Source organism: Rhizobium sp. S96, assembly GCF_030382195.1.
Lineage (GTDB): Bacteria > Pseudomonadota > Alphaproteobacteria > Rhizobiales > Rhizobiaceae > Rhizobium.
Map to the genome: position 1 here is coordinate 1 of NZ_JAUDRY010000026.1, position 24198 is coordinate 24198.

General features: G+C 61.1%; 18 protein-coding genes and 1 pseudogene. 12 read left to right on the top strand and 7 right to left on the bottom strand.

Features of this window, described 5'->3' with window-relative positions; genetic code table 11:
* Positions 1-270 precede the first annotated feature (270 nt).
* From QTL94_RS20395 to QTL94_RS20445, 11 genes and pseudogenes are all read left to right on the top strand, one after another.
* Positions 271-1455 carry a M20 metallopeptidase family protein gene (locus tag QTL94_RS20395; RefSeq protein ID WP_065692187.1) on the top strand — a complete coding sequence of 395 codons (1185 nt, stop codon included), beginning with the start codon at positions 271-273 and terminating at the stop codon, positions 1453-1455.
* A gap of 189 nt (positions 1456-1644) precedes the next feature.
* Entirely contained in the window at positions 1645-3228 is a 1584-nt protein-coding gene (locus QTL94_RS20400; RefSeq protein ID WP_065692186.1) for an ABC transporter substrate-binding protein, read from the top strand.
* A gap of 125 nt (positions 3229-3353) precedes the next feature.
* Positions 3354-4385 (top strand): ABC transporter permease, encoded by a 1032-nt coding sequence (locus tag QTL94_RS20405; RefSeq protein WP_083199435.1) that lies wholly within the window; start codon positions 3354-3356, stop codon positions 4383-4385.
* Positions 4382-5212, top strand: coding sequence for an ABC transporter permease (locus QTL94_RS20410; RefSeq protein ID WP_065692185.1), 831 nt, complete (start codon positions 4382-4384; stop codon positions 5210-5212). The genes QTL94_RS20405 and QTL94_RS20410 overlap by 4 nt, the downstream gene beginning before the upstream one ends.
* Positions 5205-6812 carry an ABC transporter ATP-binding protein gene (locus QTL94_RS20415; RefSeq protein WP_065692184.1) on the top strand — a complete coding sequence of 536 codons (1608 nt, stop codon included), beginning with the start codon at positions 5205-5207 and terminating at the stop codon, positions 6810-6812. The genes QTL94_RS20410 and QTL94_RS20415 overlap by 8 nt, the downstream gene beginning before the upstream one ends.
* 47 nt (positions 6813-6859) lie before the next feature.
* Complete coding sequence (locus QTL94_RS20420) at positions 6860-7774, top strand: homocysteine S-methyltransferase family protein (protein ID WP_065692183.1); 915 nt, start codon at positions 6860-6862, stop codon at positions 7772-7774.
* 262 nt (positions 7775-8036) lie between these two features.
* Positions 8037-9797 (top strand): type I secretion system permease/ATPase, encoded by a 1761-nt coding sequence (locus tag QTL94_RS20425; RefSeq protein ID WP_289803062.1) that lies wholly within the window; start codon positions 8037-8039, stop codon positions 9795-9797.
* Complete coding sequence (locus QTL94_RS20430) at positions 9794-11098, top strand: HlyD family type I secretion periplasmic adaptor subunit (RefSeq protein WP_065692181.1); 1305 nt, start codon at positions 9794-9796, stop codon at positions 11096-11098. Before QTL94_RS20425 ends, QTL94_RS20430 begins: the two co-directional genes overlap by 4 nt.
* Before the next feature lie 185 nt (positions 11099-11283).
* Positions 11284-12717, top strand: coding sequence for an endo-1,3-1,4-beta-glycanase EglC (eglC, locus tag QTL94_RS20435; protein WP_289803063.1), 1434 nt, complete (start codon positions 11284-11286; stop codon positions 12715-12717).
* Positions 12718-13238: 521 nt separating this feature from the next.
* A pseudogene (locus tag QTL94_RS20440) lies at positions 13239-13367 on the top strand (TylF/MycF/NovP-related O-methyltransferase); the annotation flags it as partial.
* A 133-nt stretch (positions 13368-13500) separates the two neighbouring features.
* On the top strand, positions 13501-13812 hold the full coding sequence (locus QTL94_RS20445; RefSeq protein ID WP_289803064.1) for a TylF/MycF/NovP-related O-methyltransferase: 312 nt from the start codon (positions 13501-13503) through the stop codon (positions 13810-13812).
* Positions 13813-13836: 24 nt separating this feature from the next.
* Here the strand turns inward: QTL94_RS20445 and QTL94_RS20450 are convergent, their stop codons facing one another.
* The 4 genes from QTL94_RS20450 to QTL94_RS20465 all read right to left on the bottom strand — a co-directional run bounded on the left by QTL94_RS20450 (position 13837) and on the right by QTL94_RS20465 (position 18193).
* A complete protein-coding gene (locus QTL94_RS20450; RefSeq protein WP_065692178.1) occupies positions 13837-14949 on the bottom strand; it encodes an ABC transporter ATP-binding protein in 1113 nt (370 codons plus the stop codon).
* A 3-nt stretch (positions 14950-14952) separates the two neighbouring features.
* Positions 14953-15897, bottom strand: coding sequence for a carbohydrate ABC transporter permease (locus QTL94_RS20455; protein WP_065692177.1), 945 nt, complete (start codon positions 15895-15897; stop codon positions 14953-14955).
* Complete coding sequence (locus QTL94_RS20460) at positions 15894-16847, bottom strand: carbohydrate ABC transporter permease (RefSeq protein ID WP_065692176.1); 954 nt, start codon at positions 16845-16847, stop codon at positions 15894-15896. The genes QTL94_RS20455 and QTL94_RS20460 overlap by 4 nt, the downstream gene beginning before the upstream one ends.
* Before the next feature lie 86 nt (positions 16848-16933).
* Entirely contained in the window at positions 16934-18193 is a 1260-nt protein-coding gene (locus QTL94_RS20465; protein ID WP_065692175.1) for an ABC transporter substrate-binding protein, read from the bottom strand.
* 314 nt (positions 18194-18507) lie between these two features.
* Between QTL94_RS20465 and QTL94_RS20470 the strand changes: the two genes are divergently transcribed.
* On the top strand, positions 18508-19581 hold the full coding sequence (locus QTL94_RS20470) for a LacI family transcriptional regulator (protein WP_065692174.1): 1074 nt from the start codon (positions 18508-18510) through the stop codon (positions 19579-19581).
* 66 nt (positions 19582-19647) lie between these two features.
* On the opposite strand, the gene QTL94_RS20475 is transcribed toward QTL94_RS20470, so the two are convergent.
* From QTL94_RS20475 to QTL94_RS20485, 3 genes are all read right to left on the bottom strand, one after another.
* Positions 19648-21615 (bottom strand): copper amine oxidase, encoded by a 1968-nt coding sequence (locus tag QTL94_RS20475; RefSeq protein ID WP_065692256.1) that lies wholly within the window; start codon positions 21613-21615, stop codon positions 19648-19650.
* A 36-nt stretch (positions 21616-21651) separates the two neighbouring features.
* Entirely contained in the window at positions 21652-23058 is a 1407-nt protein-coding gene (locus tag QTL94_RS20480) for an aldehyde dehydrogenase family protein (RefSeq protein WP_065692255.1), read from the bottom strand.
* Positions 23059-23172: 114 nt separating this feature from the next.
* Positions 23173-24093, bottom strand: coding sequence for a helix-turn-helix domain-containing protein (locus QTL94_RS20485; RefSeq protein ID WP_289803065.1), 921 nt, complete (start codon positions 24091-24093; stop codon positions 23173-23175).
* Positions 24094-24198 lie beyond the last annotated feature (105 nt).

Below are 24198 nucleotides of genomic sequence, written 5' to 3' on the forward strand. Positions count from 1 at the left end.
TCGGATACAGGACACCGACCGAAGTGTTCATGGCGCATTTGCAAGAGGGAGGCTGATCCCCTACCCTTGAAGACGGGCATGACGCACTTGGGTTAGCTTCTCCAATCTCGTGAGGCTTAGCGCTCCACTCGGTCGGCCACTGCCGCTCAGGCTAGCAACGACTCACCTACCTCCGCAAGTCCTCACAGCCGGAAACACTTTCCCGAATGGACAGCTTCCCGTATACGCCATCCGGCCGGAGCTTTTCAGAGAACTGCATTAAGGACACTTATGAACACTCGCATCAATGACCTCGGTAGATTGGTTCAGGATCTTTCCTCGAACCACGAGGCTCGCCTGATTGAAATACGCCGCGATATTCATGCTCACCCGGAAACCGGATTCGATGTCGAAAGAACGAGTGGCGTTGTTGCGCGGGAGTTGGAGAGTTTCGGCATCGAACACCAGACCGGTGTCGGGCGTACCGGCGTGGTTGGCTTCATCAAGGGAGGAGCACCGGGACCAACGCTGATCATTCGCGCCGACATGGACGCGCTTCCGATCCAGGAACAGACCGGCCTTCCCTTCGCCAGCCGCATCGAGGGCAAGATGCACGCCTGCGGCCACGACCTGCACACCGCGACCTTGATCGGCGTTGGCGCCGTGCTGAAGGAGATCGCTCCGCGGCTCAGTGGCAACATCAAGCTGATGTTCCAGCCTGCCGAGGAAACCCAGGAGAGCGGCGCGGCGGCCATGATCGCCGATGGCGTGCTCGACGGCGTCGACTATGCGCTTGGGTTCCACAACCACCCGGACGAACCCGTCGGTACGTTCAGTTTTGTCGAAGGTATCGCCAACGGTTCCTCCGACGAATTTGATATCACCATTCATGCAGCATCCGGCCACGCCGCCCGCCCGCACATGGCGGTCGACCCGGTGGTTGCCTGCGCCCAGCTGATTGTCCAGCTGCAAACCGTGGTGTCGCGCGAAGTCGATCCCATGCGGCCGGCCGTCCTGACGATCGGCTCGATCCACGGCGGCCACACGCACAATATCATTCCCGATTCCGTCAGTATCATGGGCACCGTGCGCTGCCAGGACAAAGCCTCGCGGGACGTCATCGAGGCCGCCATCCGTCGTGTCTGCGCAGGCGTCGAGGCGTCGATGCGCGTCAGATGCGAGATCAACTATGTGCGCGGCGTTCCATCGCTCGTCTCTGACGACCGCCTGCTGACGACGACCATGGCGGCAATCCGCGACCACTTCGGCGATGTCGTGCTGAAACGCGATTCAAGCCTCGGGGCGGAAGATTTCGCGCTGGTTGGCGCCAAGGTTCCTGCCTTCCAGCTCGGAGTGGGCGCTTCGCAGGAAGGCCGAAACGACCACCTGCACAATTCAGACTATCAGCCGGACGAGCGCTGCATTGCAAACGGGGTCGTTGCCCTGTCGCTCGCTGCCGCCAGACTGCTTTCCTGACGGACGATTGCGGCCACCGACTTCGCGATGTGGGACGGCGGCCACATATTCTTCCCCTGAAGAAAGCAATTTTAGCAGGAATTTGCGCGCCTGCTTGCCGGGAAGGCCATAGACAATTCGCCAAAAGCAACCGGACCGTAGAAAGGTCCGGGGCACCAGACATAATAACATGCCAAGGACAGATCATTCATGCCGGGTCATAAGACAATCTCCAACATTCTGCAGCCTACGCGACGCCAGTTTCTACAAACGGCCGGTGCGCTGTCGGCAACGCTTTCGGCCGGTGGATTGCTGCTGCCGGGCAGTGCCGCCGCGCAAGCCGCAGCACCCGTCAAGGGCGGCCATCTGATCCTCGGCCTCGATACCGCTTCCAGCTCGGACCGCCTCGACCCGGCGTTCTACACCGAAGCGTACATGTACACTGTCGGATTCCAGCTCTTCAACACCGTGCTCGAGCTCGGACCTGACGGCAAGCTCGTCGGCGCCCTCGCCGAGAGCTGGGAAGCCGCCACGCCCGACGCCAGCAAGTGGGTCTTCAAGCTCAAGAAGGGCATCCAGTTCCACAATGGCAAGGAACTGACCGCACAGGATGTCGTCTATTCGCTGAACCATCACCGCGGCGAAAACAGCAACTCCGGCGGCAAGGGCCAGCTGCTTTCCGTCACCGACATCACCGCGTCCGATACGCACGAAGTCACGGTCACGTTGAGTGCCGGCAACGCCGACTTCCCCGCAGCCTTGGTCGACTATCACATGGGCATCGGCCCTGATGGCGGCGACTTCGACAAGGGTGTCGGTACCGGCGCCTTCATTCTGGAAGACTTCCAGCCGGGTGTGCGCGCCCTCACCAAGCGCAATCCCAACTATTGGGCCTCGGACCGAGCCCATGTGGATTCCGTCGAAACCATCGCGATGAGCGATGCAACGGCGCGCATGGCCGCCCTTCTCAGCGGTCAGGTTCACATCATCAACCGCGTCGAGCCGCGCGCGCTGAGCCGCCTCACCGCGCGTCCCGGCGTGCAGATCCTGCGTTCGCAGGAAAACACCATGTTCTGCTTCCCGATGCGGGTCGATACCGCACCGTACGACAACGTCGATCTCCGCCTGGCGCTGAAATATGCGATCGACCGCGAAGAGCTTCAAAAGAGCCTGCTGGTCGGCACCGGCGCGATCGGCAACGACAATCCCATTGCCTCCTGGAACCCCTATTTCGCCAAGGACATTCCGCAGCGCGCCTACGATCCCGAAAAGGCAGGCTTCCACTTCAAGAAGGCGGGTTCGCCGGGTGGTCTCCAGGTTAGTGTATCTGACAATGGCTTCCCAGGCTCTGTCGATGCGGCCCAGCTCTTCCAGGCATCTGCTGCGAAGGCTGGCATCACCATCGATGTCGAGCGGGTTCCATCCGACGGATATTGGGACGAAGTCTGGCTGAAGAAGCCGTTCGTCGCCTCCAACTGGTCGGTGCGTCCCACTGCCGATGCCATGCTTTCGCTGATCCTGCAGTCCGACGCGCCGTGGAACGAAACGGCATGGCGCGACGAATCCTTCGACAAGCTGCTGGCCGCGGCACGCGTCGAGCTGGATGAGACCAAGCGCAAGCAGATCTATCACGACCTGCAGGTGAAGCTGGTGGATGAAGGTGGCGAGCTCATCCCGCTCTTCGTCGACAACCTCGCGGCGGCGACCGACAAGGTCGGCGGCTATGTCCCAGTGCCGGGCGGCGGCGATCTCAGCGGTTATCGCATCGCCGAGCGCGTCTGGCTGAATGCCTAAGCCTCACTCTTCGGCCCCCAGGCTCGCGCCTTGGGGGCTGATTTTTGAGCATATCGTCGCTAAGCCGTTGCACTACGGCAAGGTTCGCGATAGCGCCATCCGAAGCTTTTATTCGTAACCGACAGATGAGTAACCGGCCTTTGGCTGATGGAATCGACCAAATCGAAGCAGTGACGCCGCTGCCCACGCGCAAGACGAAAAGCGGCAATCTCTTCTCGCTGCTGCTCAGGCGTCTCCTGCTCGGGCTCGTGCTGCTCTGGGCCGTCTCCGTCGTTATCTTCGCCGGAACGCAGATCCTGCCAGGTGACGTGGCGACGGCAATGCTTGGTCAGCAGGCTACACCTGCAGCGGTGGCCAATATTCGCAAGGAACTCGGCCTCGAGAAGCCCGCGCCGGTGCGATACGCCGAATGGCTCGGCGGCGCCGTGCGCGGAGACTTCGGTCGCAGCTACAGCAACCGCCAGGACATTGCCAAGAGCATTGCGCCCCGTTTGCGCAACACGCTCTATCTGGCGGCCATGGCCGCGCTCATAGCAGTGCCGCTCTCCATTCTGCTTGGCATCGTGTCGGTGCTTTACGCCGGAACATGGATCGATCGGACCATCGGCCTGGTCACCCTCAGCGCCATATCCTTGCCGGAGTTCTTTGCCGGCTATCTGTTGATCGCCTATTTCTCCGTCAGCCACTTCTGGCTTCCAAGCAGCGCCACCGTGTCCGATTCCATGCCGCTGGGCCAGCGGCTGACATTCATGCTGCTCCCCTGCCTGACGCTGGTTCTCGCCGTTGTCGGACACATGATGCGCATGACGCGTGCGGCCTTGCTGAATGTCATGGCCTCGCCCTACATCGAGACCGCCCTTCTCAAGGGACTGCCTGCGTGGCGCGTTGTCTGGAAGCACGCCCTGCCAAATGCGCTGTCACCCATTGTCAATGTCGTGGCGCTCAACCTGGCATATCTCGTCGTCGGGGTTGTCGTCGTCGAAGTCATCTTCGTCTATCCCGGCATGGGTCAGTACCTCGTCGATCACGTGGCAAAGCGCGACGTGCCGGTCGTGCAGGCGGCGGGCCTCGTATTTGCGGCGGTCTATATCGTGCTGAACATCATCGCCGACATGGTGTCGATCCTCGCCAATCCGCGGCTGAGGCACCCAAGATGAGAAACCTGCCCCGTCTCACACCCATGGCACTGATTGGCTTCGCCGGCACAATTGCGTTTCTGGTGCTCGCGGTATTCGCGCCCTGGCTTGCTCCGCACCCAGTATCCGAGGTCGTCGGTGGCGTTTGGGACGTTCCGTCCGGCAATGCGCTTCTTGGAACCGACAATATCGGCCGCGACCTGTTTTCGCGCCTCGTATGGGGTGCGCGGCTGACCTTCGTGATTGCCGCAATCGCCACGGCCCTCGCCTTCCTGATCGGGGTATCGCTCGGCTTTTACGCGGCCGTCCGGCGCGGATGGGTCGATCAAGCCTTGTCGAGGCTCAACGACCTGATGATGTCGATCCCGACGTTGATCTTCGCCCTTGTGGTGCTCGCCGTCCTGCCCAAGAACATGGTGGTTCTGGTGCTGGTGATGGCGGCGCTTGACGCAACGCGCGTCTTTCGTGTCAGCCGCGCGCTGGCTGCCGACCTCGTGGTCCTCGACTATGTCGAGGTTGCGCGACTTCGTGGTGAAAGCTGGGCCTGGATCATCGTGAACGAAATCCTGCCCAATGCGCTTTCGCCGCTGCTGGCCGAACTTGGCCTGCGGTTCGCCTTCGCCATTCTGTTCCTCTCGACCCTCTCCTTTCTGGGGCTTGGCGTCCAGCCGCCGGTGGCCGACTGGGGCAGCCTCGTAAAGGAAAACAAGGACGGTCTGGTCTTCGGCGTTTTCGCCGCACTCATTCCAGGAGCCGCGATCGCCATTCTCGTGATCTCGATCAATCTTGTGGTCGATTGGATGCTGCAGAAGACCAGCAGCCTGAAAGGCGGCCGTCGCAATGGCTGACATGCTGCTCAAGGTCACCGACCTCGTTATCAAAGCCGGCGACGCGGTGATCGTCGACAAGGTTTCGTTCGAGCTCGAAAAGGGGCGTGTTCTTGGCCTGATCGGCGAATCCGGCGCCGGAAAGTCAACGATCGGCCTCGCCTCGCTTGGCTACAGCCGTGATGGTCTGCGCATCGCCGGTGGACAGGCCGCACTCAACGGACGCGACATCCTGCAATTGTCCGGCCGGGAGACGCGGCGCTTGCGGGGATCGGCCGTCACCTATGTCGCACAGTCGGCGGCGGCGGCCTTCAATCCGGCGCACAGACTGATCGATCAGGTGATCGAAGCGACCGTCTGGCACGGCCTGATGAGCCGTCGCGACGCGATTGCGCGCGCCGTCGAGCTGTTTGCCTTGCTTGGCCTGCCAGAGCCCGACACGTTCGGCGACCGCTACCCGCATCAGGCTTCCGGTGGCCAGCTGCAACGGGCGATGACGGCCATGGCGCTCTGCCCTCACCCGGAGCTCATCGTCTTCGACGAGCCGACGACGGCACTCGACGTCACAACGCAGATCGAGGTCCTGGCCGCGATCAAGCAGGCGATCGCCAAGACCCAGACCGCAGCCCTTTACATCTCGCACGATCTGGCTGTCGTCGCGCAGGTTGCTGATGACATCCTGGTTCTGCGCAACGGCAAGATGGTCGAGAACGGCTCGGTCGAGCGCATCTTCAATGCGCCGCGGGAGACCTATACGCGCCAGCTCGTTTCGATGCGCCAATCCGTCAAGGCGGAAAAGCCGGCGGCATCCGAACCGTTGCTCGCTATCGAGGCTATTCATGCCGGCTACACGCCGGGTGTTCCGGTCCTCAAGGGCATTAGCCTCGAGCTCGGTCGCGGTGAAACGCTGGCCGTCGTCGGTGAATCCGGCTCGGGAAAATCCACGCTCGCGCGTGTCGTCACCGGGCTTTTGCCGACCTCGTCGGGAAGCTTGAGCTTCGACGGGCAGACGCTTGCCAACGGTCTTGGCGCGCGCCCCGCCGAAACATTGCGCAACATCCAGATCATCAACCAGATCCCCGACCTTGCGCTCAACCCGCGACGCACCGTCGAAGCCATCGTGTCTCGGCCTCTGGCCTTCTATTTCGGCCTGCGAGGTGCGGAACTGAAGCGGCGCGTGCTGTCCCTGCTCGACCAGATCGAACTGCCGCAAGCCATGCTCGACCGTTACCCGGCCGAACTGTCCGGCGGACAAAAGCAGCGTGTCTGTATTGCCCGCGCGCTTGCGGCCGATCCGAAGCTTATCATCTGCGACGAGCCGACCTCCGCGCTAGATCCGCTGGTGGCCGAAGGCATTCTCGATCTGTTGACGCGACTTCAGGACCAATCAGGCACTTCCTATCTTTTCATCACGCATGACCTGGCCATCGTACGGGCGATCGCCGATACGGTAGCGGTCATGCTTGACGGCAAGGTGGTGCGTTACGGCCGCAAGGCCGATGTCCTGGCGCCGCCTTACGACCCCTACACCGGCAAACTGATCGCGTCGGTTCCCGAAATGCGCCCCGGTTGGCTCGATGATGCCATATCGAGGCGCGACGCGGCCAAGGTCGCTGGCTGACGGCAAGCAGGCGGCAGCGAACAGAATTTCAAAAAAGGAATGAAGAGATGACACGGCGTGGACTTATTCTGGACGGCGGCACCGGCCGCGAGCTTGAGCGAATTGGCGCTCCCTTCCGGCAACCGGAATGGTCGGCGCTGGCGCTGATGGAAGCACCGGAATTCGTGCGCAAGGTCCACGATAACTATATCGGCGCCGGCGCCGACGTCATCACCACCAACAGCTATGCGGTCGTGCCCTTTCACATCGGGGACGAGCGCTTCGAGGCTGACGGGGAAATGCTCGCGGCGCGCGCCGGACGGATTGCCCGCGAAGCGGCTGACGCGGCGACGGGTCGCAAGGTCCTTGTCGCCGGCTCCCTCCCCCCGATCTTTGGCTCGTACCAGCCGCATCTGTTCAATCCGGAGCTCGTGCAGCGCTACTTGAGTGTCCTCGTCAAGGGCATGGCGCCGTACGTGGACATCTGGCTTGCCGAGACGCAAAGCAGCCTTGCCGAGGCGCGCGCAGCACACGAAGCGATCAAGAGCACCGGCAAGCCGCTGTGGGTTTCCTTCACGCTTCGCGACGACGCCGCACCGGCGGATATGCCGGAACCGGTCTTGCGCTCGAACGAAACCGTCAGGGCCGCTGCGGAACTCGTTGCTTCGCTCGGCGCAGAGGCGATGCTTTTCAACTGCTCCATGCCTGAAGTCATGGAACCCGCGGTGGAAGTGGCCAAGGCGACGTTCAAGGCACTCGGGGCCGATATCAAGGTCGGCGTCTATGCCAACGCCTTCCCATCACAGCAGGATGACGAGGAAGCAAACGCGACATTGACGGAAGTGCGCAGCGACCTCGATCCCGACGCTTACGGTCAATGGGCTCGGCGCTGGTCCGCATCGGGAGCCGATATCATCGGCGGCTGCTGCGGAATTGGTACCGATCACATCCACGCGCTTTCCGGCAAATATCTCTGCAACTAGGGCTTTGGCCTGAACGATTGGAATGAGCGAGGCTACGCCTGTTGTCGAGGGGCGCAGCCTCCCCTTCGCGACATCCCCTGTGACAAGGGCCTTGCCGGGCTGCTCCGAAATGGAGCAACGCTCCGGCGTGCCATAAAGACCTGTTAAGCCTGACCGCCGTTAGGCGGGCATAGTTTCCAAAAACGAACCATCTCGGTTGGTCCCCTTTGCCAATCTGGTTCATTGTTCCTGCAGCCCTGACACGACCTACCAGAGAGGCACGTTGTCCCAGTTGCAGATCTCCCCTCGCTCCCAGTCTTTCCTTTTGTCGGCCATCTCCTCGCTACGCGGCGCCCTTTATGGCGTCGGACTGACGAGTTGCGTTGTCAATGTCCTGGCCCTTACCGGGTCGTTTTTCATGCTGCAGGTCTACGATCGGGTGATACCGGCCCGCAGCTTGCCCACGCTCGTCGGGCTGATCATCATCACGGCGACGCTGTTTGCATTTCAGGGAATTCTCGAGCTCATTCGCGCGCTGCTGCTTGCCCGCGTCGGGCAATCCGTCGACGAGCGCTTCGGCCAGACCGTTTTCCGCTCGTTTGCGGCAGCACCGGCACGTCAGCAGTCCCCGCAAGATGGTCTCCAGCCGCTTCGCGACATCGATACGACACGCAGCTTCCTGTCTGGTCCAGGCCCAACGGCGCTTTTCGATCTGCCCTGGATGCCTTTCTATCTCGGCCTTTGCTTCCTCTTTCATATGTGGATCGGGGTCACTGCCCTGGCTGGGGCTTTGATCCTTGTCGGACTGACGGTCATCGCCGATCTGAAGTCGAGAAGGCCCGCCAGGGAAGCGGCCGAGATCGGCGTCGAGCGAATGGCCTTGGCCGAGGCGACGCGGCGCAATGCAGAGGCCGTGGCCGCCATGGGGTTCGCCAGCCGTCTGGGCGACGGATGGGCTGAGATCAATCAACGTTATCGACAAAACCAACTCCGCGCGTCGAACGTAACCGCAGCACTGACGACGCTGTCTCGCATCGTTCGCCTCATGTTGCAGTCGGCCGTATTGGCCGTTGGCGCAATGCTTGTCATCCGGCAGGAGGCGACCGGCGGCATCATGATTGCCAGCTCCATCCTCGTAAGCCGCGCGCTTGCACCGGTTGAGCTCGCAATCGGTCAATGGCGTGGCTTTGTGGCGGCTCGGCAAAGCTGGTCGCGCCTCGTCAAGCTGGGCGAGCTGACAACCGATATGGAGCCGGCCACGCGTCTTCCGCCCCCCACGGCAGGGCTTAGAGTCGAGAGGCTGCATCTTGCCGCCCCGGGATCGACAGCGCCGATCGTGCGCGGCGTGTCCTTCGAAATCAGGGCCGGTGAAGCGATCGGCATCATTGGACCAAGCGCATCGGGAAAATCATCCCTGGCACGGGCACTTGTCGGGGTCTGGTCACCGATCGCCGGATCGATCCGTCTCGACGGAGCCTCCCTTTCTCAATGGGACCCGGAAGAGCTCGGTCGGCACATTGGTTATCTGCCGCAGGAAATCGGATTGTTCGACGGCTCGATTGCAGAGAACATCGCCCGCTTTGACCGCTCCGCATCGTCTGACAAGGTGATCGCCGCAGCAAGGGCGGCAGGCATCTACGACATGATCGTCCAGTTTCCCGATGGGTTCGACACGCGGATTGGCGAGCAGGGAATGGGGTTGTCCGCCGGTGAGCGGCAGCGCGTCGCCCTGGCCCGAGCCCTTTATGGCGACCCCTTTCTGGTCGTCCTCGACGAGCCGAACGCCAACCTCGACGCCGAAGGAGACGCCGCACTGGCACGGGCAATCCTGGGTGTCAGCAAACGCGGTGGCATAGCGATCATCATCACGCACAGGCCCAGTGCGCTAGCCAGCGTCGACAAGATATTGGTGTTCGCCAATGGGCAATTGCAGGGGTTCGCCCCCAAGGACGAGGTCTTTAAGCAGCCCGCGCCGCTGGCGTCGTCGCCCGTGTCGTTTCCGCCCCGCTTTCGCCAACCCGGAGAGGGGGCCGCCGCGCAATGAAGGAGACCATCCTGCCCGTTGAACACGCGATCAAGCGTCTGACGCTGCTTGCCGTCACCATTATCCTCCTTCTTGTCGGCGTGCTCGGCAGCCTTGCGGCCACAATCCACCTGAACGGCGCCGTCATCGCCAACGGAACGCTCGTCGTCGACAGCTACGTGAAGCCGGTTCAACATCAAAAGGGCGGCACCGTCGACCGTGTCCTGGTTCGCAACGGCGACCGGGTCGGCGCGGGAGAGGTTCTGGTCCGTCTCGATGGTACTCAGACCCAGGCAACGCTTGCAATCGTCTCTCGCAGACTCCGCCAGCTCGCCGCCCGCGCCGCACGATTGTCGGCAGAACGGGATGGCCGCGAGGCAATCGAATTCCCGGCTCAGCTGAATGACGCTGACGCCGACGAGCGTACCACGCTGACCGATGGAGAACGCCGGCTTTTCGCGGATCGCCGGTCATCGCTCAAGGGTCGGGAGGCCCAGTTCCGGGAGCGCGTACGGCAGCTCGGCCAGGAGGCTGACGGCCTACTGTCTCAGCAGGATGGCAAACGACAGGCGATCGACATCATCGGTCAGGAGCTCTCGAGCCTTCAGCCGCTCCTGAAGCAGGGGATCATTCCAGCGACCCGGGTCTACGCGCTGCAGCGCGACCAGGCGGATCTCCGGGGAGAGCTTGGCAGTCTGGTCGCGTCAGCCGCCGAGGTCCGGGGCAAGATCGCCGAAACCGAGCTACAGATCATCCAACTCGGCGATGATCGTCGCAGCGAGGTATCGGAACAGCTGCGGCAGGCGCAAAGCGACATTGGCGAATATTCCGAGCGCCTTGTGGCCGCGCAAGACGACCTGAAACATATCGAGATTCGCTCGCCCCAGGCGGGCGTCGTCCACCAGCTGGCGGTCCATGCACAAGGCGCCGTGGTCACGCCCGGCGAAGCAATCATGCAGATCGTGCCTGACGCAGATGCCTTGACGCCTGAGGTGAAGTTGTCCCCTCAGGATATCGACCAGGTGGTCGTCGGCCAGAGCGTGACGCTTCGATTGTCCGCCTTCAATCAGCGCACGACACCGGAACTGAATGGACGCGTCGCCAGCGTGACGGCGGATCTGACGACTGATCCGCGGACAGGCCAAGGCTACTACGGAGTGAGAATTCAGGTTCCCGCGTCCGAATGGCAGCGGCTCGGGACACTGGTTCCGGTAGCCGGGATGCCCGTGGAGGCCTTCATCGAAACAGGCGAGCGAACCGCCCTCGCCTATCTCGCAAAGCCCTTCACCGATCAGGCGGCAAGGGCCTTCAGGGAGGAGTAGCCACGATCGTGGAGGCGAGTGCCCTACGCCGGCACAAGCCTGCGCCGAACTGAGAATGCTTGTTAAACACGATCAGCATTTTGACCGGAAATCACACATCCCAGCCGGGTATTCGCGCCCTTGGGGTGCCGTCCTTAAACCCACGATGGTAGCCTTCCAGTGGGAGGCAAACAAAGGAGCTGACCATGCCGCAGTCGATTCTAAACGCCGTTGGTGAAAGCCTTTATTACAGTGGCGGATCCAGCGCCTGGTTCTCGGCGACCGGCTCGGGGCCGATATTGAATGGCACAGCCGGTAACGATTCCATCTGGGGTGACAGTTCCGTCAACGTGACGATGCAGGGCGGGACCGGGGACGACATCTACTACCTCTATTCCAGCATCAACCGCGCGGTGGAAGCGCCGGGTGCCGGTGTTGACACCATCAACACCTGGATGAGCTACACGCTGCCGGAGAATTTCGAGAACCTGACGGTAACAGGCAACGGCCGCTATGCATTCGGTAATGCTGCCGACAACATCATCTCGGGCGCCTCCGGCAGCCAGACGATCGACGGCGGAGCCGGCAATGATGTTCTCATCGGCGGTGGCGGCGCCGACACCTTCATCTTCACCCGTGGCAATGGCAGCGACCTGATCGTCGATTTCAGCAGCGACGACACGATTCGACTGGACGGCTACGGGTTGACCAGCTTCGACCAGGTCCTCAGCCATTCCACGCAGGAAGGTAACAATCTGCGACTGGATCTTGGCGGCGGAGAGAGCCTGGTTCTTGCCAACCACACGGTCGCCGATCTTCACTCGGACCAGTTTCAGCTGACGCTCGACCGCTCCAACCTGACGCTGACATTCGCGGACGAATTCGACAGCCTGTCCCTTCGCAACGGCGATCAGGGAACATGGGATGCCAAGTTCTGGTGGGCGCCGGACAAAGGCAGCACCCTTCCCGGAAACGGCGAGCAGCAATGGTACATCAACCCCTCCTACGCGGGGACCTCGGCCGTCAATCCGTTCTCGGTGGACAACGGGGTACTGACCATCACAGCAAACAAGACGCCAGCGGCGCTTGAGTCTCAGATCGACGGCTACGACTACACGTCGGGGATCCTCACAACCCATTCCTCCTTCGCGCAGACCTATGGCTATTTTGAAATCCGTGCCGACATGCCGACCGAACAGGGCGCTTGGCCCGCCTTCTGGCTTTTGCCCGAAGATGGATCCTGGCCACCGGAGCTCGATGTCGTGGAAATGCGCGGCCAGGACCCGAAGACGGTGAATGTCACGGTTCACAGCGCGGATGGCGGCACCCACGTGATGGAATCGACGCCGGTGAAGGTCGCGAGCACCGAAGGTTTCCACACCTATGGCGTCCTTTGGGACGAGGATCAGATCGTCTGGTATTTTGACGATGTCGCCGTCGCGCACGCCGACACACCGGCCGACATGCACGACCCGATGTACATGCTGGTCAATCTTGCCATAGGCGGCACGGCGGGGACACCAACCGATGGCCTGCCGAATGGCTCCGAGTTCCACATCGACTACATCCATGCCTACTCGCTGACCGATAGTCCGGTTACTCAAGCAACCCACGCGGCAACCGACGATTGGCAGGCCTGACCTCGTCGAGACACCATCACCCACGGCATGACTGCGGCCGTGGGTAGCAGAGACAGATGTGCGGCAGTTGGCCAATGGGTGGAAGGACCAGGGGCGACTGCCGCCTTCTTGCGCCTGTGAAATGGAACAGGAAGGTGCGGCTCGCATTGTACCCGGGCGCTCCAGGCAGCCGCATCGGAAGGCGAGTGGCTCATCCGCCACCACCCCTGATCGCGAAAAATTGCTTGGAACGTTACAAGGCGCTCAAATTAATATCTTAACGGGTACTGTGAGAGCATTTCAACGAAGCTGGACGTTGCCAACTGGGGGATGGAATGGACAATTTCTTCATTACGAGGGACTTCGACTGGAATGTACAAAGATCGTCTCACGTTGACAGGGCGCTCAACCTTCTCACCCGCCGTCTCGGAGTAAACTCCAATACAGCAGCTTTGGTCGACGCCATGCTCCAGCGGCTTACAGGTCAGAAATTCTCCGCGACACGGTCGGGAATTTCGACGAACGTAGAGCAGCGCATGAACATGTATCACCTCGTTTCGCAGACGATCGCCTATAACGTCGATGGTGATCTCGTCGAGGTCGGGTGCAATGAGGGGCAATCCTCCGTCCTGATCGCGAAGCTGATCAAGGGCTTCAATTCCAGCAAGAAGCTGCACGTCTACGACAGTTTCGAAGGCCTTCCCTCGACACGGCGCGTGGACGGCGATGCCTACAAGGAAGGCGATCTCGCCACCACCGAGGATTCTTATCGACAACTTCAAGCTCCACGGCCTGGAGCTGCCAGTGATACACAAGGGCTGGTTCGACGACACGCTTCCGGACGGCCTGCCGGAGAAGATATGCTTCGCGCATCTCGACGGGGACCTGTACGATTCGATTTCAGTCAGCCTGAAATATGTCTACCCGCGCCTGTCGAAAGGCGCGGTCTGCCTTATCGACGACTATTGCGACCCGGCCATAAATCCCGACGGATGGGACTATCTGCCGGGGGTCAAGAAGGCGTGCGACGACTTCATGGCGGATAAGCCCGAGAAGATCTGCTACATGTATGCCGGAGCCTTCACCCACGCCTTCTTCAGAAAGAGTGCGGATTAGGCCACGCGGCAAGCGATCTGTCTCTCACACGATCCGACGATGCGTTTCGGGATCGAAATAGACCGCCTTGTCCAGATTGAAGGCAAGGCGCGCGGTCTGGCCTGCAGCGATGTGGATGTCGGCCCTGAGGCGCGCAACCGCTTCCTTTCCGCCAAGCTTCGTCACCGCGAAGGTGTCGGAACCGGCGGGCTCGACCACCTCGATCAGGCAATCTCCTTCGGCCAGCGACCGCGCGTTGCGATCCGCACCGTCGGGATCCGTCAGGGCTTCCGGCCGTATCCCGAAGACCACCTGTTTTCCGACGTAGGTCGACAGGGCATTCGCTTGCGGCAGCGGCAAATTCAGCGGTTCCGCATTGGGTCTGGCCAGCGACACGTGCAGGCCGGTGCCGGTGCTGCCGACCGTCGCCGTCAGCAGGTTCATGGCAGGCGACCCCATGAAATCGGCGACAAAGAGATTGGCTGGATTGTTGTAGATCTCGGCCGGCGTTCCGAATTGCTGCACCTCGCCGTCACGCATGACAGCGATCTTGGTGGCCAGCGTCATCGCCTCGATCTGGTCGTGCGTGACATAGACGATGGATGTTCCGGTAGCCGCATGCAGACGCTTGATCTCGATGCGCATGTCGACGCGCAGCTTGGCGTCGAGGTTGGACAGCGGCTCGTCGAACAGGAAGAGTTTCGGATCGCGCACCAGCGCCCGACCCATGGCGACACGCTGGCGCTGGCCGCCGGACAGCTGGCTGGGCTTGCGATCAAGGAGGTGGCCGATCTGCAGCACCTTCGCGACCTTGTCGATCGCCTTCTTGCGCTCATCGGCCGGCACGCCGCGCATTTCCATGCCGAAAGCTATGTTGCCTGCCACCGTCATGTTCGGATAGAGCGCGTAGCTCTGGAACACCATGGCAATGTCGCGCTTCGAGGGATGCAGATCGTCGATCGTCCGCCCATCGACGCGGATCTGCCCTTCTGTGATCGACTCCAGCCCGGCGATGGTGTTGAGCAGGGTGGACTTGCCGCAGCCGGACGGACCAACGAGTACCAGAAAGCCGCCCTTTTCCAGCTCGAGATCGATACCCTTGAGGATCTCGACCGCACCGAAGCGTTTTCTGAGGCCGGATATTTCGAGAAAAGCCATTGATTATCCTTTGACGGCACCCGCCATCAGGCCACGCACGAAGTAGCGGCCGGCGAGAATATAGACGAGGAGTGTGGGCAAGGCGGCGATCATCGCAGCCGCCATGTTGACGTTGTACTCGACGACACCGGTCGAGGTGTTGACGACGTTGTTCAGCGCCACCGTCATCGGCATCGACTCCCCGGTGCCGGCATAGGCCGAGGCGAAGAGGAAGTCGTTCCAGATGTTGGTGAACTGGTAGATGACCGTGACGACGATGATCGGCAGCGAGTTCGGCAGCATGATGCGGCGGAAGATCTGGAAGAAGCCCGCGCCATCGACCTGCGCCGCCTTCACCAGTTCGGTCGGAAAGGCCTCGTAGAAATTGCGGAAGAACAAGGTCGTGAAGCCAAGGCCGTAGACGACGTGAACGAAAACCAGGTTCACCGTCGGATTGCCAAAGCCGAAGGAAAAGCCCGTGGCGTTCTGCAGTGTCACGCCAAAACGCCCGAGGCTTCCAAGGATCGTCGCCATCGGCAGCAGCACCGACTGGAAGGGAATGAAGCAGGCAAAGAGCATCAAGCCGAAGACCAGCGTGTGGCCGGGGAAGCGCCATTTTGTCAGCACGTAGCCGTTGAGCGCGCCGAGAATGGTCGAGATCACAACGGCCGGAACCACCATCTTGATCGAGTTCCAGAAGTAGCCCTTGATCCCGGCACAGGTCAGGCCGACGCAGGCCTCACCCCATGCCTTGAACCAGGGCTCGATCGTCGGTGACTGCGGCAGCGACAGCATGTTGCCGTTCTGGATTTCGTCCATGGTCTTGAACGAGGTGACCAGCATGACGAAGAGCGGCATCAGGTAAATTATGGCAAACAGGGCAAGCAGACCGTAGATCACCACGCGATTGAGCGTCCGTGTGCTTGTGGTGCGTCGTGCAATGCCGGCGGGCGAGACAACGGAGCTCATCGCGTTTTCTCCCGTAGTTCGGAATAGAGATAGGGAACGATGATGGCGGAGATCGTCATCAGCATGATGATCGCGCTGGCCGATCCGACGGCCATCTCGTTACGCTTGAAGGTGTACTCATACATGAAGTTCGACGGCAGCCAGGCCGAGCCGCCGGGGCCGCCGGAGGTCAAGGCGACGACAAGGTCGTAGGACTTGATCGCCATGTGCGCGAGCACGATGAAGGCGGACAGGAAGATTGGTCGCAGCATCGGGATGACGATGCGCTTGTAGAGCTGGAAGGTGGTCGCGCCGTCGATCTGCGCAGCCTTCATGATCTCGCCGTCGATACCCCGCAGCCCTGCGAGAAACATCGCCATGACGAAGCCGGAGGCCTGCCAGACACCGGCGATGACCACCGTGTAGATCACGAAATCCTTGTTCTTGATCCAGTCGAAGTGGAAGCTCGTCCATCCCCACTGGTGCAAGGTCTGTTCGAGCCCGAGGCCCGGGTCGAGGAACCATTTCCAGGCGACGCCCGTGACGATGAAGGAAAGCGCCATCGGATAGAGGTAGATCGGCCGCAGAAGCCCCTCGCCGCGGATCTTCTGGTCGAGCAGAATGGCCAGGAACAGGCCGAGCGCCAGGCAGATGCCGACATAGAGGAAGCCGAATATCCCCATGTTGGTGATCGAGGTGTACCAGCTCGATGGCGGATCGGTCTCGAAGGTCCATCGCCACAGGCGCTGGTAGGCACGCGGACCGGTCAAGGCATAGGAGGGAAAGGTCTTGGAGTTGGTAAAGGACAGATAGGCCGTCCAGACGATGAAGCCATACACGAAGATCAGCGTGATGAGAAAGCTCGGCGCCAACACGATCCGGGGCAGCGCATCCTGCAAACGGTTGCGGATGGAATGACGTGTCGTACGCTCCGAGGTCACATTGATTTCGGGGGTCGCAACGGTGCTCATATTCGTCCCCTCCCAGGGGCCGTCATCATTAGGCAGAAAACCTTCCCCACCGAAGCGGGGAAGGATCTTGTACGGTCAACGTCAGCTTACTTGGCGTCGTCGATTGCCTTGACGAGTTCTTCGACAGCCTGATCGGATGTCTTGATCTGGCCATGCACGAACTTGGAGACGACATCCTTGTAGGCGTTGGCAACGGCCGGAGGGGCGCCATAGCCCTGGGCGAGCGAACCGAACAGCGTGCCGCCTTCGTTGGCAGCCTTCAGGTCGGCGATACCCTTCTTGCCACAGGCGTCGAAGTCGGTATCCGGAACGTCGGTGCGGGCCGGAACCGAGCCCTTGACGACGTTGAAGGCCGACTGGAAGCTCTTCGACAGCGTCGCGGTTGCCAGCGCCACCTGGGCCGCCTTGCGGTCGTCAGGAACGTTGAACATGCCGAACATGTCGGAGTTGTAGATCACGCTGCCATCCGTACCAGGGAAGCGGTAGCACAGGAAATCCGTGTTCGGCGTCTTCTTCGCCGCTACGAATTCGCCCTTGGCCCAGTCGCCCATGACCTGCACCAGCGCGTCACCCTTGATGACCATGGCGGTCGCAAGGTTCCAGTCGCGACCGGAGAAGTTCGGATCGACGTATTCCTTGATCTTGGCAAGGTTATCGAACGACTTCTTCATGGTGTCCGACTTCAGCGACTCTTCGTCGAGGTCGTTCATTGCCTTCTTGTAGAACTCGGGTCCACCGGTCGACAGAACGATGGAATCGAACATCGTCGCTTCCTGCCAGTTCTGACCGCCGAGCGCGAGCGGAATGACGCCAGCCGCCTTGGCCTTATCGAGCAACGCGATCAGGTCGTCGAAGGTCTTCGGCTCGGTGCCGCCGATCTTGTCCATCACCGCCTTGTTGATCCACAGCCAGTTGACGGAATGGACATTGACGGGGGCTGCGACCCACTTGCCGTCATAGACGGAAAACTTCTGCAGGGCCGCCGGAACGGACTTGTCCCAGCCTTCCTTCTTGGCGGTCTCGGTGAGGTCGCCCATGACGCCGGCCTGGGCGTAGTCAAGCACGGTATAGCCGAGCATCTGTGAAGCGGTCGGATAGGTGCCAGCCGCAACCATCGCCTTCAGCGCGGTCATTGCCGCGTCACCGCCGCCACCGGCGACCGGCACGTCCTTCCAGGCGTAGCCTTCCTTGGCCAGATCACCCTTCAGCACGTTGAGTGCAGCAGCTTCACCGCCCGACGTCCACCAGTGCAGCATCTGCACTTCCTTGACGTCGGCAGCACGCGCGGCGCCGCAGCCCGCTACCATCAATGCCGCAATCGCGGTCGTCATCATAAACTTGCGCATCGTATTCCTCCCGGTTGCAAGTCGTCGAGACGGAAGCTCCTCCCTCCGCCGTTGAACGCCTTGCCGCTTGTCACGGCAAAGCAATTCCTACGCGGTCTCCTCACCGCATAGCTATTTAAAACGTTATAAATTGCGTCGAGTCAAGCATTGGCAAAAACAGCTCGCCGAACGTGAATAACACACTGAATATAAATGGGATATTGATACTTTGACGGCAGTCAAATGTAACGATAACCTTACGATCAGGCCAAATTAAACGTTTTCATAAGCGCATTGCCTATCAATCTGTCTAACGTTAGAAACGTCATGTCATTATGAGTGGGAGGATTCACGTGACAGACACTCCCAAAGAACTAGCCTCGCCCACGATTCTGAAGAGCGGCAAGCCAACGCTGCGCACGATATCCGAGTTGACCGGCTTTGCCGTGACGACCGTTTCGCGCGCGCTGAGCAATGCGCCGCAGATTTCGGTGGAGACGCGCAAGCGCGTCCACGAGGTTGCCGCCAGCGTCGGATATCTGCCGGACCGGGCGGCACAGCGCCTGAAGACCGGTCGTACCAACGTCATCAGCGTGTTGCTCGATCCGCACGAGGAAATACTGGGCTACGGCATTTCGATCATGCACGGGCTCGCCAAGGCGCTGAAAGACACGCCGTATCATCTGATTGTCACCCCCAATTTCGTCAACGGCAGCAATGTTGACGCGGTGCGCCATATCGTCCGCAACGGCATGGCCGACGGGCTGATCTTTTCGCGAACGGAGCCTTTCGATCCCAGGGTCCGGCTGTTGCTCGAGAGCGGCTTTCCCTTCGTCTCGCACGGCCGAACGGAGTTTTCGACCGAACACTCCTACGTCGACTACGACAATTTCAGCTTTGCCTACGAGGCCACCAAATGGCTTATTGCCCGTGGTCGCCAGAAGCCGATGATCATCCTGCCGCCGAAACGCCTGACCTTTTCCCAGCACCTGCTGCACGGCTTCATGACAGCAGTTCGGGAAGCCGGCGTCGCCTACGAAATACCCGATGAAATCGATCTCGACTGTCCCGTCGAGCGTATCCGTAGCTACATGAGCTGGCGTGCCGGGCAACCGAATGCGCCGGATGGTTTTGCCTGCGGTGGGGAGGTGTCTGCCCTGGCGACAATCACCGGCATGAGTGACCACGGCCTTACGCTTGGGCGTGAATACGACATCGTCGCCAAGCGTACATCGCAGCTGCTGAGCCAGATCCAGCCCAAGGTGGAAACCATCTACGAAGACCTGACCGATACCGGCGAGAAGATGGGCCGCGCGCTTCTTGCCCGTATCAACGGCGATGACACGGCCGAACTGCAAGTGCTCCTGAAGCCGCAGTTCAATTTTTCGACCGGGCAACGCAACGACTAGAAACGTTGCGGATCGGAGGATATGCGAGCTTGCCGCCGACGCTCGGGTCGGCGGCAAGCCTTCCTGTCAATTGCGGATGGTCAGCGCCGGATTGTGAGCGAAGAAGTTATGCGGCTCGATGTGGATCGTCTTCCACTCCGTCGACATGACCGGCCAGTCCTCCATGCGGGGGATGTGGTGGAAGCCTGCCGTGAACCACGTCACGATATCCTTGCCCATCAGCGGCTTGTTCGCCTTCACCCACTGCGGCAGCGTGTCCGAGCCGTCGCTCTGCATCGCAAACTTGCCGCCCGCATATTGCTGATCGATGTTGTAGACGGTGTTCCAGACCGAATACTCGATATAGGCGTTGCGCTTCATCGGCGGATCCTTCGCGAAATCGAAGGGACCGTAGGCGACGTCGCCATGATGGATCATCCAGCCCGGCTCCTGCCCGAGATATCCCTCGCGAGACGGGTCCGAGATCATGAAGTAGCGTGGCTTGGCTGCCGAGAGCTGGTAGCGAGCCTCCATTTCCGTCTTCGGCATCGTGTGCTGCACTTCCCACATCGACCGGCGCGGGTTCTTCGCATCGACCTTGGAGGGAACGATATCCATGGTCCCGAAGTGGTTGGCCGGCTGGTCGACGTCGAAGTCGATACGGAAGTTGAAGTAGTGGTCGTGGTTGGCGGCCACCAGGTTCGGTGCGATCAGCGTGCCATGAGCGGTGTCGGCCGCTGCTGTCGGATCGTTCATCGAGGTCGATGCGACGCCCTTGACCGCATCAAGACCAGTGGCGCCGATCATGATCCTGATCTGGCCATCCTGCTGCAGGCGGTAATCCATGAGGTAGTCGTAGTTGCCCACTTCGGACGCCGTACGGACGACGAGCTCGCTTGCAGGCCGGCCTTCCGCCGGGATCGGCTTCTCGGGGGTCTGTGCAAAGACCTCGAAGTGACGCCATGCCGGGTCACCGATGCTGCGCTCGAAAACGCAGATCGCATCGGGGATGGTCAGCGGGTTACCCTTGTCGTCGGCAATCGTTGCTGGCAGGAAGGTCGCATAGCTAGGGCAATCAACGCCTGCGCGCAGCGGGCTCAAGAAGAGACCGAAGCCATACTCCCCGCTGTCCATGTAGGTGCGCCAGTACCAGCCCTCGGTCGGATCCATATAGGGAACAAACACTTCCGACAGGTGTGACTGGTAGATCACCGAGCGCCATTTGTCGCCATCCTTGGCGTCGAGGTTGGAGAGCACGAGGCCCGGCCGCTTGTCGACGCGGAAGTTGAAGCGCCACATGTCCCATTCGAGATGGCTGCCTGTGATCTTGTAGTTCGGGCCGCCCTGCTGTGACAGCGTAGCCCGGTTCATCTGCGGGCGAAGCGGTTCGCGTTCGGCCACTTCCTTCTCGGTGTAGCCCCAGTTGTCCTTCGGCGCGTCGATCGCACCGGTATCGATCACGCGAAGCACCTTCTTCTTGCCGATGTCGTAGATGGCAAACAGGCCTTCGATCGGCTTTGCGTAATAGTTCGAACCTTCAGGCACCCGATAGCACGGGACCTTCATCAGTCGGGAGTTTTCATATTCGTCGGTGAAGAAGTTGCCGGCCGTCAGCGGCAGGCAGAAGGCCTGATCCGGGTTCAGCCCGCGCTTCTTCAGCCCGGCGATCATGTCGGGGTTCGCCAAGGCGCCCTGGAGGGCGTCCATGAACTCGGTGAACAGCACCATCGGCTGGCCCTTGATTGCCGTCGTGCTTTCGACGGTGCCCTTGGTGATATTGACCACGGCTTCCTTGAAGCCTTGCGGGCTGGTCAGCTGCACCTTCGCCTCACGGTCGAGCGCGTCGCCTTCCTTCCAGGAGAGCACGGCCTCCTTGGTCGGCTCCTTCAGCTCGATCAGCGGATAGAGCGTGTTGTCGTCGACAACCTTCTGGTCGCGCAGGATCTTGTTGATCTTCTGGTATTCCTCGGCTGTCAGCCCATCAAGCGGGTGAGCCATCGCGGCCGGAGCGACCAAGGCAGCCAGCAGGCCTGCCGAGGCGAGATATCGCTTCATGTTCATTGCGTCCTCCCTATCGTCGGTTCTCTATGTTCAAGCGAACACCACCTGGATGTCCGTGTATTCCTGCAGCCCTTCCTCAGCGAACTCGACGCCGAAGCCGGACGATTTGACACCGCCGAACGGAGCGTTCGGCTGGATTGCACCGTGCTTGTTGATCCAGACCGAACCGCATTCCATGCGGCTCGCAACGCGCTTGGCCGCTGCAATGTCGGACGACCAGACGGAACCGCCGAGGCCATTCGAGCTGTCGTTCGCCATGGCGATCGCATCGTCGACATCGCTGTAGCGAATGACAGGCAAGGCGGGGCCGAACTGCTCCTCATCGACCAGCGCATCGCCGTTCGTCAGGCCGGCGATGATCGTCGGCGGGAAGAACAGCCCCTCGCCGGGCGCACCGCCCAGCAGCACCTGGCCACGGCCCTTGGCATCGGCGACAAGGCGTGAGAGCTTGTCGAACTGCATGCGGTTCTGGACAGGGCCGAGCACGCTCGCCTCGTCCATGCCGTTACCAACGGGGATGTTGCGCGCGTAATCCACCAGTGCCTCGCAAACCGCGTCGTGGATCGATTCATGCACGTAGAGGCGCTTCATGGCGGCGCAGGTCTGGCCATTGTTGATGAACGCGCCCCAGAACAGGCCCTCGGCAATCGCCTTCGGATCGGCATCCGGCAGAACGATGCCGGCATCATTGCCGCCCATCTCCAGCGTCAGGCGCTTCATCGTCGGTGCGGCCGTCTGCATGATTTTCTGGCCGGTGGCGCAGGAACCGGTGAAGACGATCTTGCGGATATCCGGGTGGGCAGACATGGCTGCGCCAAGATTGAGGCCCTGGTCATCGCCGGTGACAACGTTGACGACACCCGAAGGAAGGACCTCGTTCATGATGGCAACGAGGCGCAATGTCGAAAGCGGCGTGAACGGCGACGGCTTGACGACCACGGTGTTGCCCGACCGCAAGGCCGGCAGGATATGCCAGACGGCAATCATGACAGGGAAATTCCACGGCGTGATAGATCCGACGACGCCAAGTGGCTTGCGATGCAGCTCGACGCGACCGTCGCTATTGTCCTGCAGTACCTTGACCGGCAGCGAAAGCCCGGTGGTGTAGCCGGCCCATGCGACAGCACCCCCCATCTCCCAACGCGAGCCCAGGCCATTCAGCGGCTTGCCCTGCTCGAGCGTAATGATCTCGGCAAGTTCCGCTGCATGTTCCTCGATCTTGGCGGTCACGGCCGCACAGGCGGCCTGCAGCTTTTCGTCGCTTTGCGCTGACCAGGCCGGAAAGGCGGCCTTGGCCGCGGCGACAGCCGCATCGAGATCCGCGCTGGTCATGTTGGGCGCGCGTCCTGCCTCTTCACCGGTTGCCGGGTTAATGACGGCAAAGGTTGCCGCATTGCGGACGGGCTTGCCGTCGGTCATTGCCACGTAGTCGGTCATCATCCACCTCCTCCTTACTCAAATGCCCTCGTGAGAGGGCCACTGGCAGAAAAGAATAGATCAGAAGCAACCGTGCGGCTTGGACTGGACCGTCCGTCGCCTTGGACAAATCCGTCAATGACAGCGCATGACCGCGCCGGGTGTCACACCGTATTTTTTCCGGAACTCGCGATAAAAATAGGACAGGTCATTAAATCCTGCATCGTAGGCGATCGGCGCGACACCGTCCTGCATCTCGCCCTGACCAGCCGCGGACAGGCGCGCATGGGCGGTCTCCAAGCGCCGCTTCAGCAGGCGATGGCCGGGGGTCTCGCCGAGCGCCTGGAAGTGCCGCTGCAGAACGCGTTCCGAAACGTTGAGCCTTAGCGCGAGCTCGCCGGGGCCGAAGGAGGGATCGGCACTGTAGCGATCGATCATTGCCAACGCCCGCGACACGACAGTCTCGGACGGAGCGCCGCCTTTGCGAAGGCCATGGAAATAGGCTCCCATCAGGCAGAAGAATGCCTCGCCGAGTTGCGGCTGAGCACCCTCCTCCGCGAGCATTTTCGACACCACCGCGCGCATCGCCAGCCAAAGCGGATCATCCCTAGAGATCGCCACGCCGCCGGTGCATCCATGGCCGAAGCGATGCACCATCTCGGCTCGCGGCATATGGATCGAGACCTGGCTGGAGCGCTGCCCCTCATAGACGAAGGATGAAGGATGCCCGGAATCGACCAGAAACATATCGCCCTGTGTCAGGCCGAACGAGCGCCCGCCTTGCTCCACGCGGCAGTGACCTGCGTCTTGAATCAGCAGGAAAAGATGTTCGCCCGGATCCCGGCGGATCGATTTCGGGTCGCGTTGCACATCCTTGACGTCGAGAGAGACAATTGCCGTGTCGAAAGATCCGATCCTTCGCGTGGCGACATCGCCGGTGACAAGACCGCTTCGGGTCATCGGCTCGACATCGAAATCACCGCAAACCTTGCGGATCGCGGCCCGCAGCATTTCCACCGGCATCGGCTTGTGCAGCGGCATCATAAGCGATTGCATCGTCCCCTCCCTGGGCTTTGCAGATTGCTTGCAGCAGCACCGCTGGCGATGCTGATCGGCTTATCCTGTTGTCAGTCGAAGGTTCGGATGCAACAAATCCCCAGG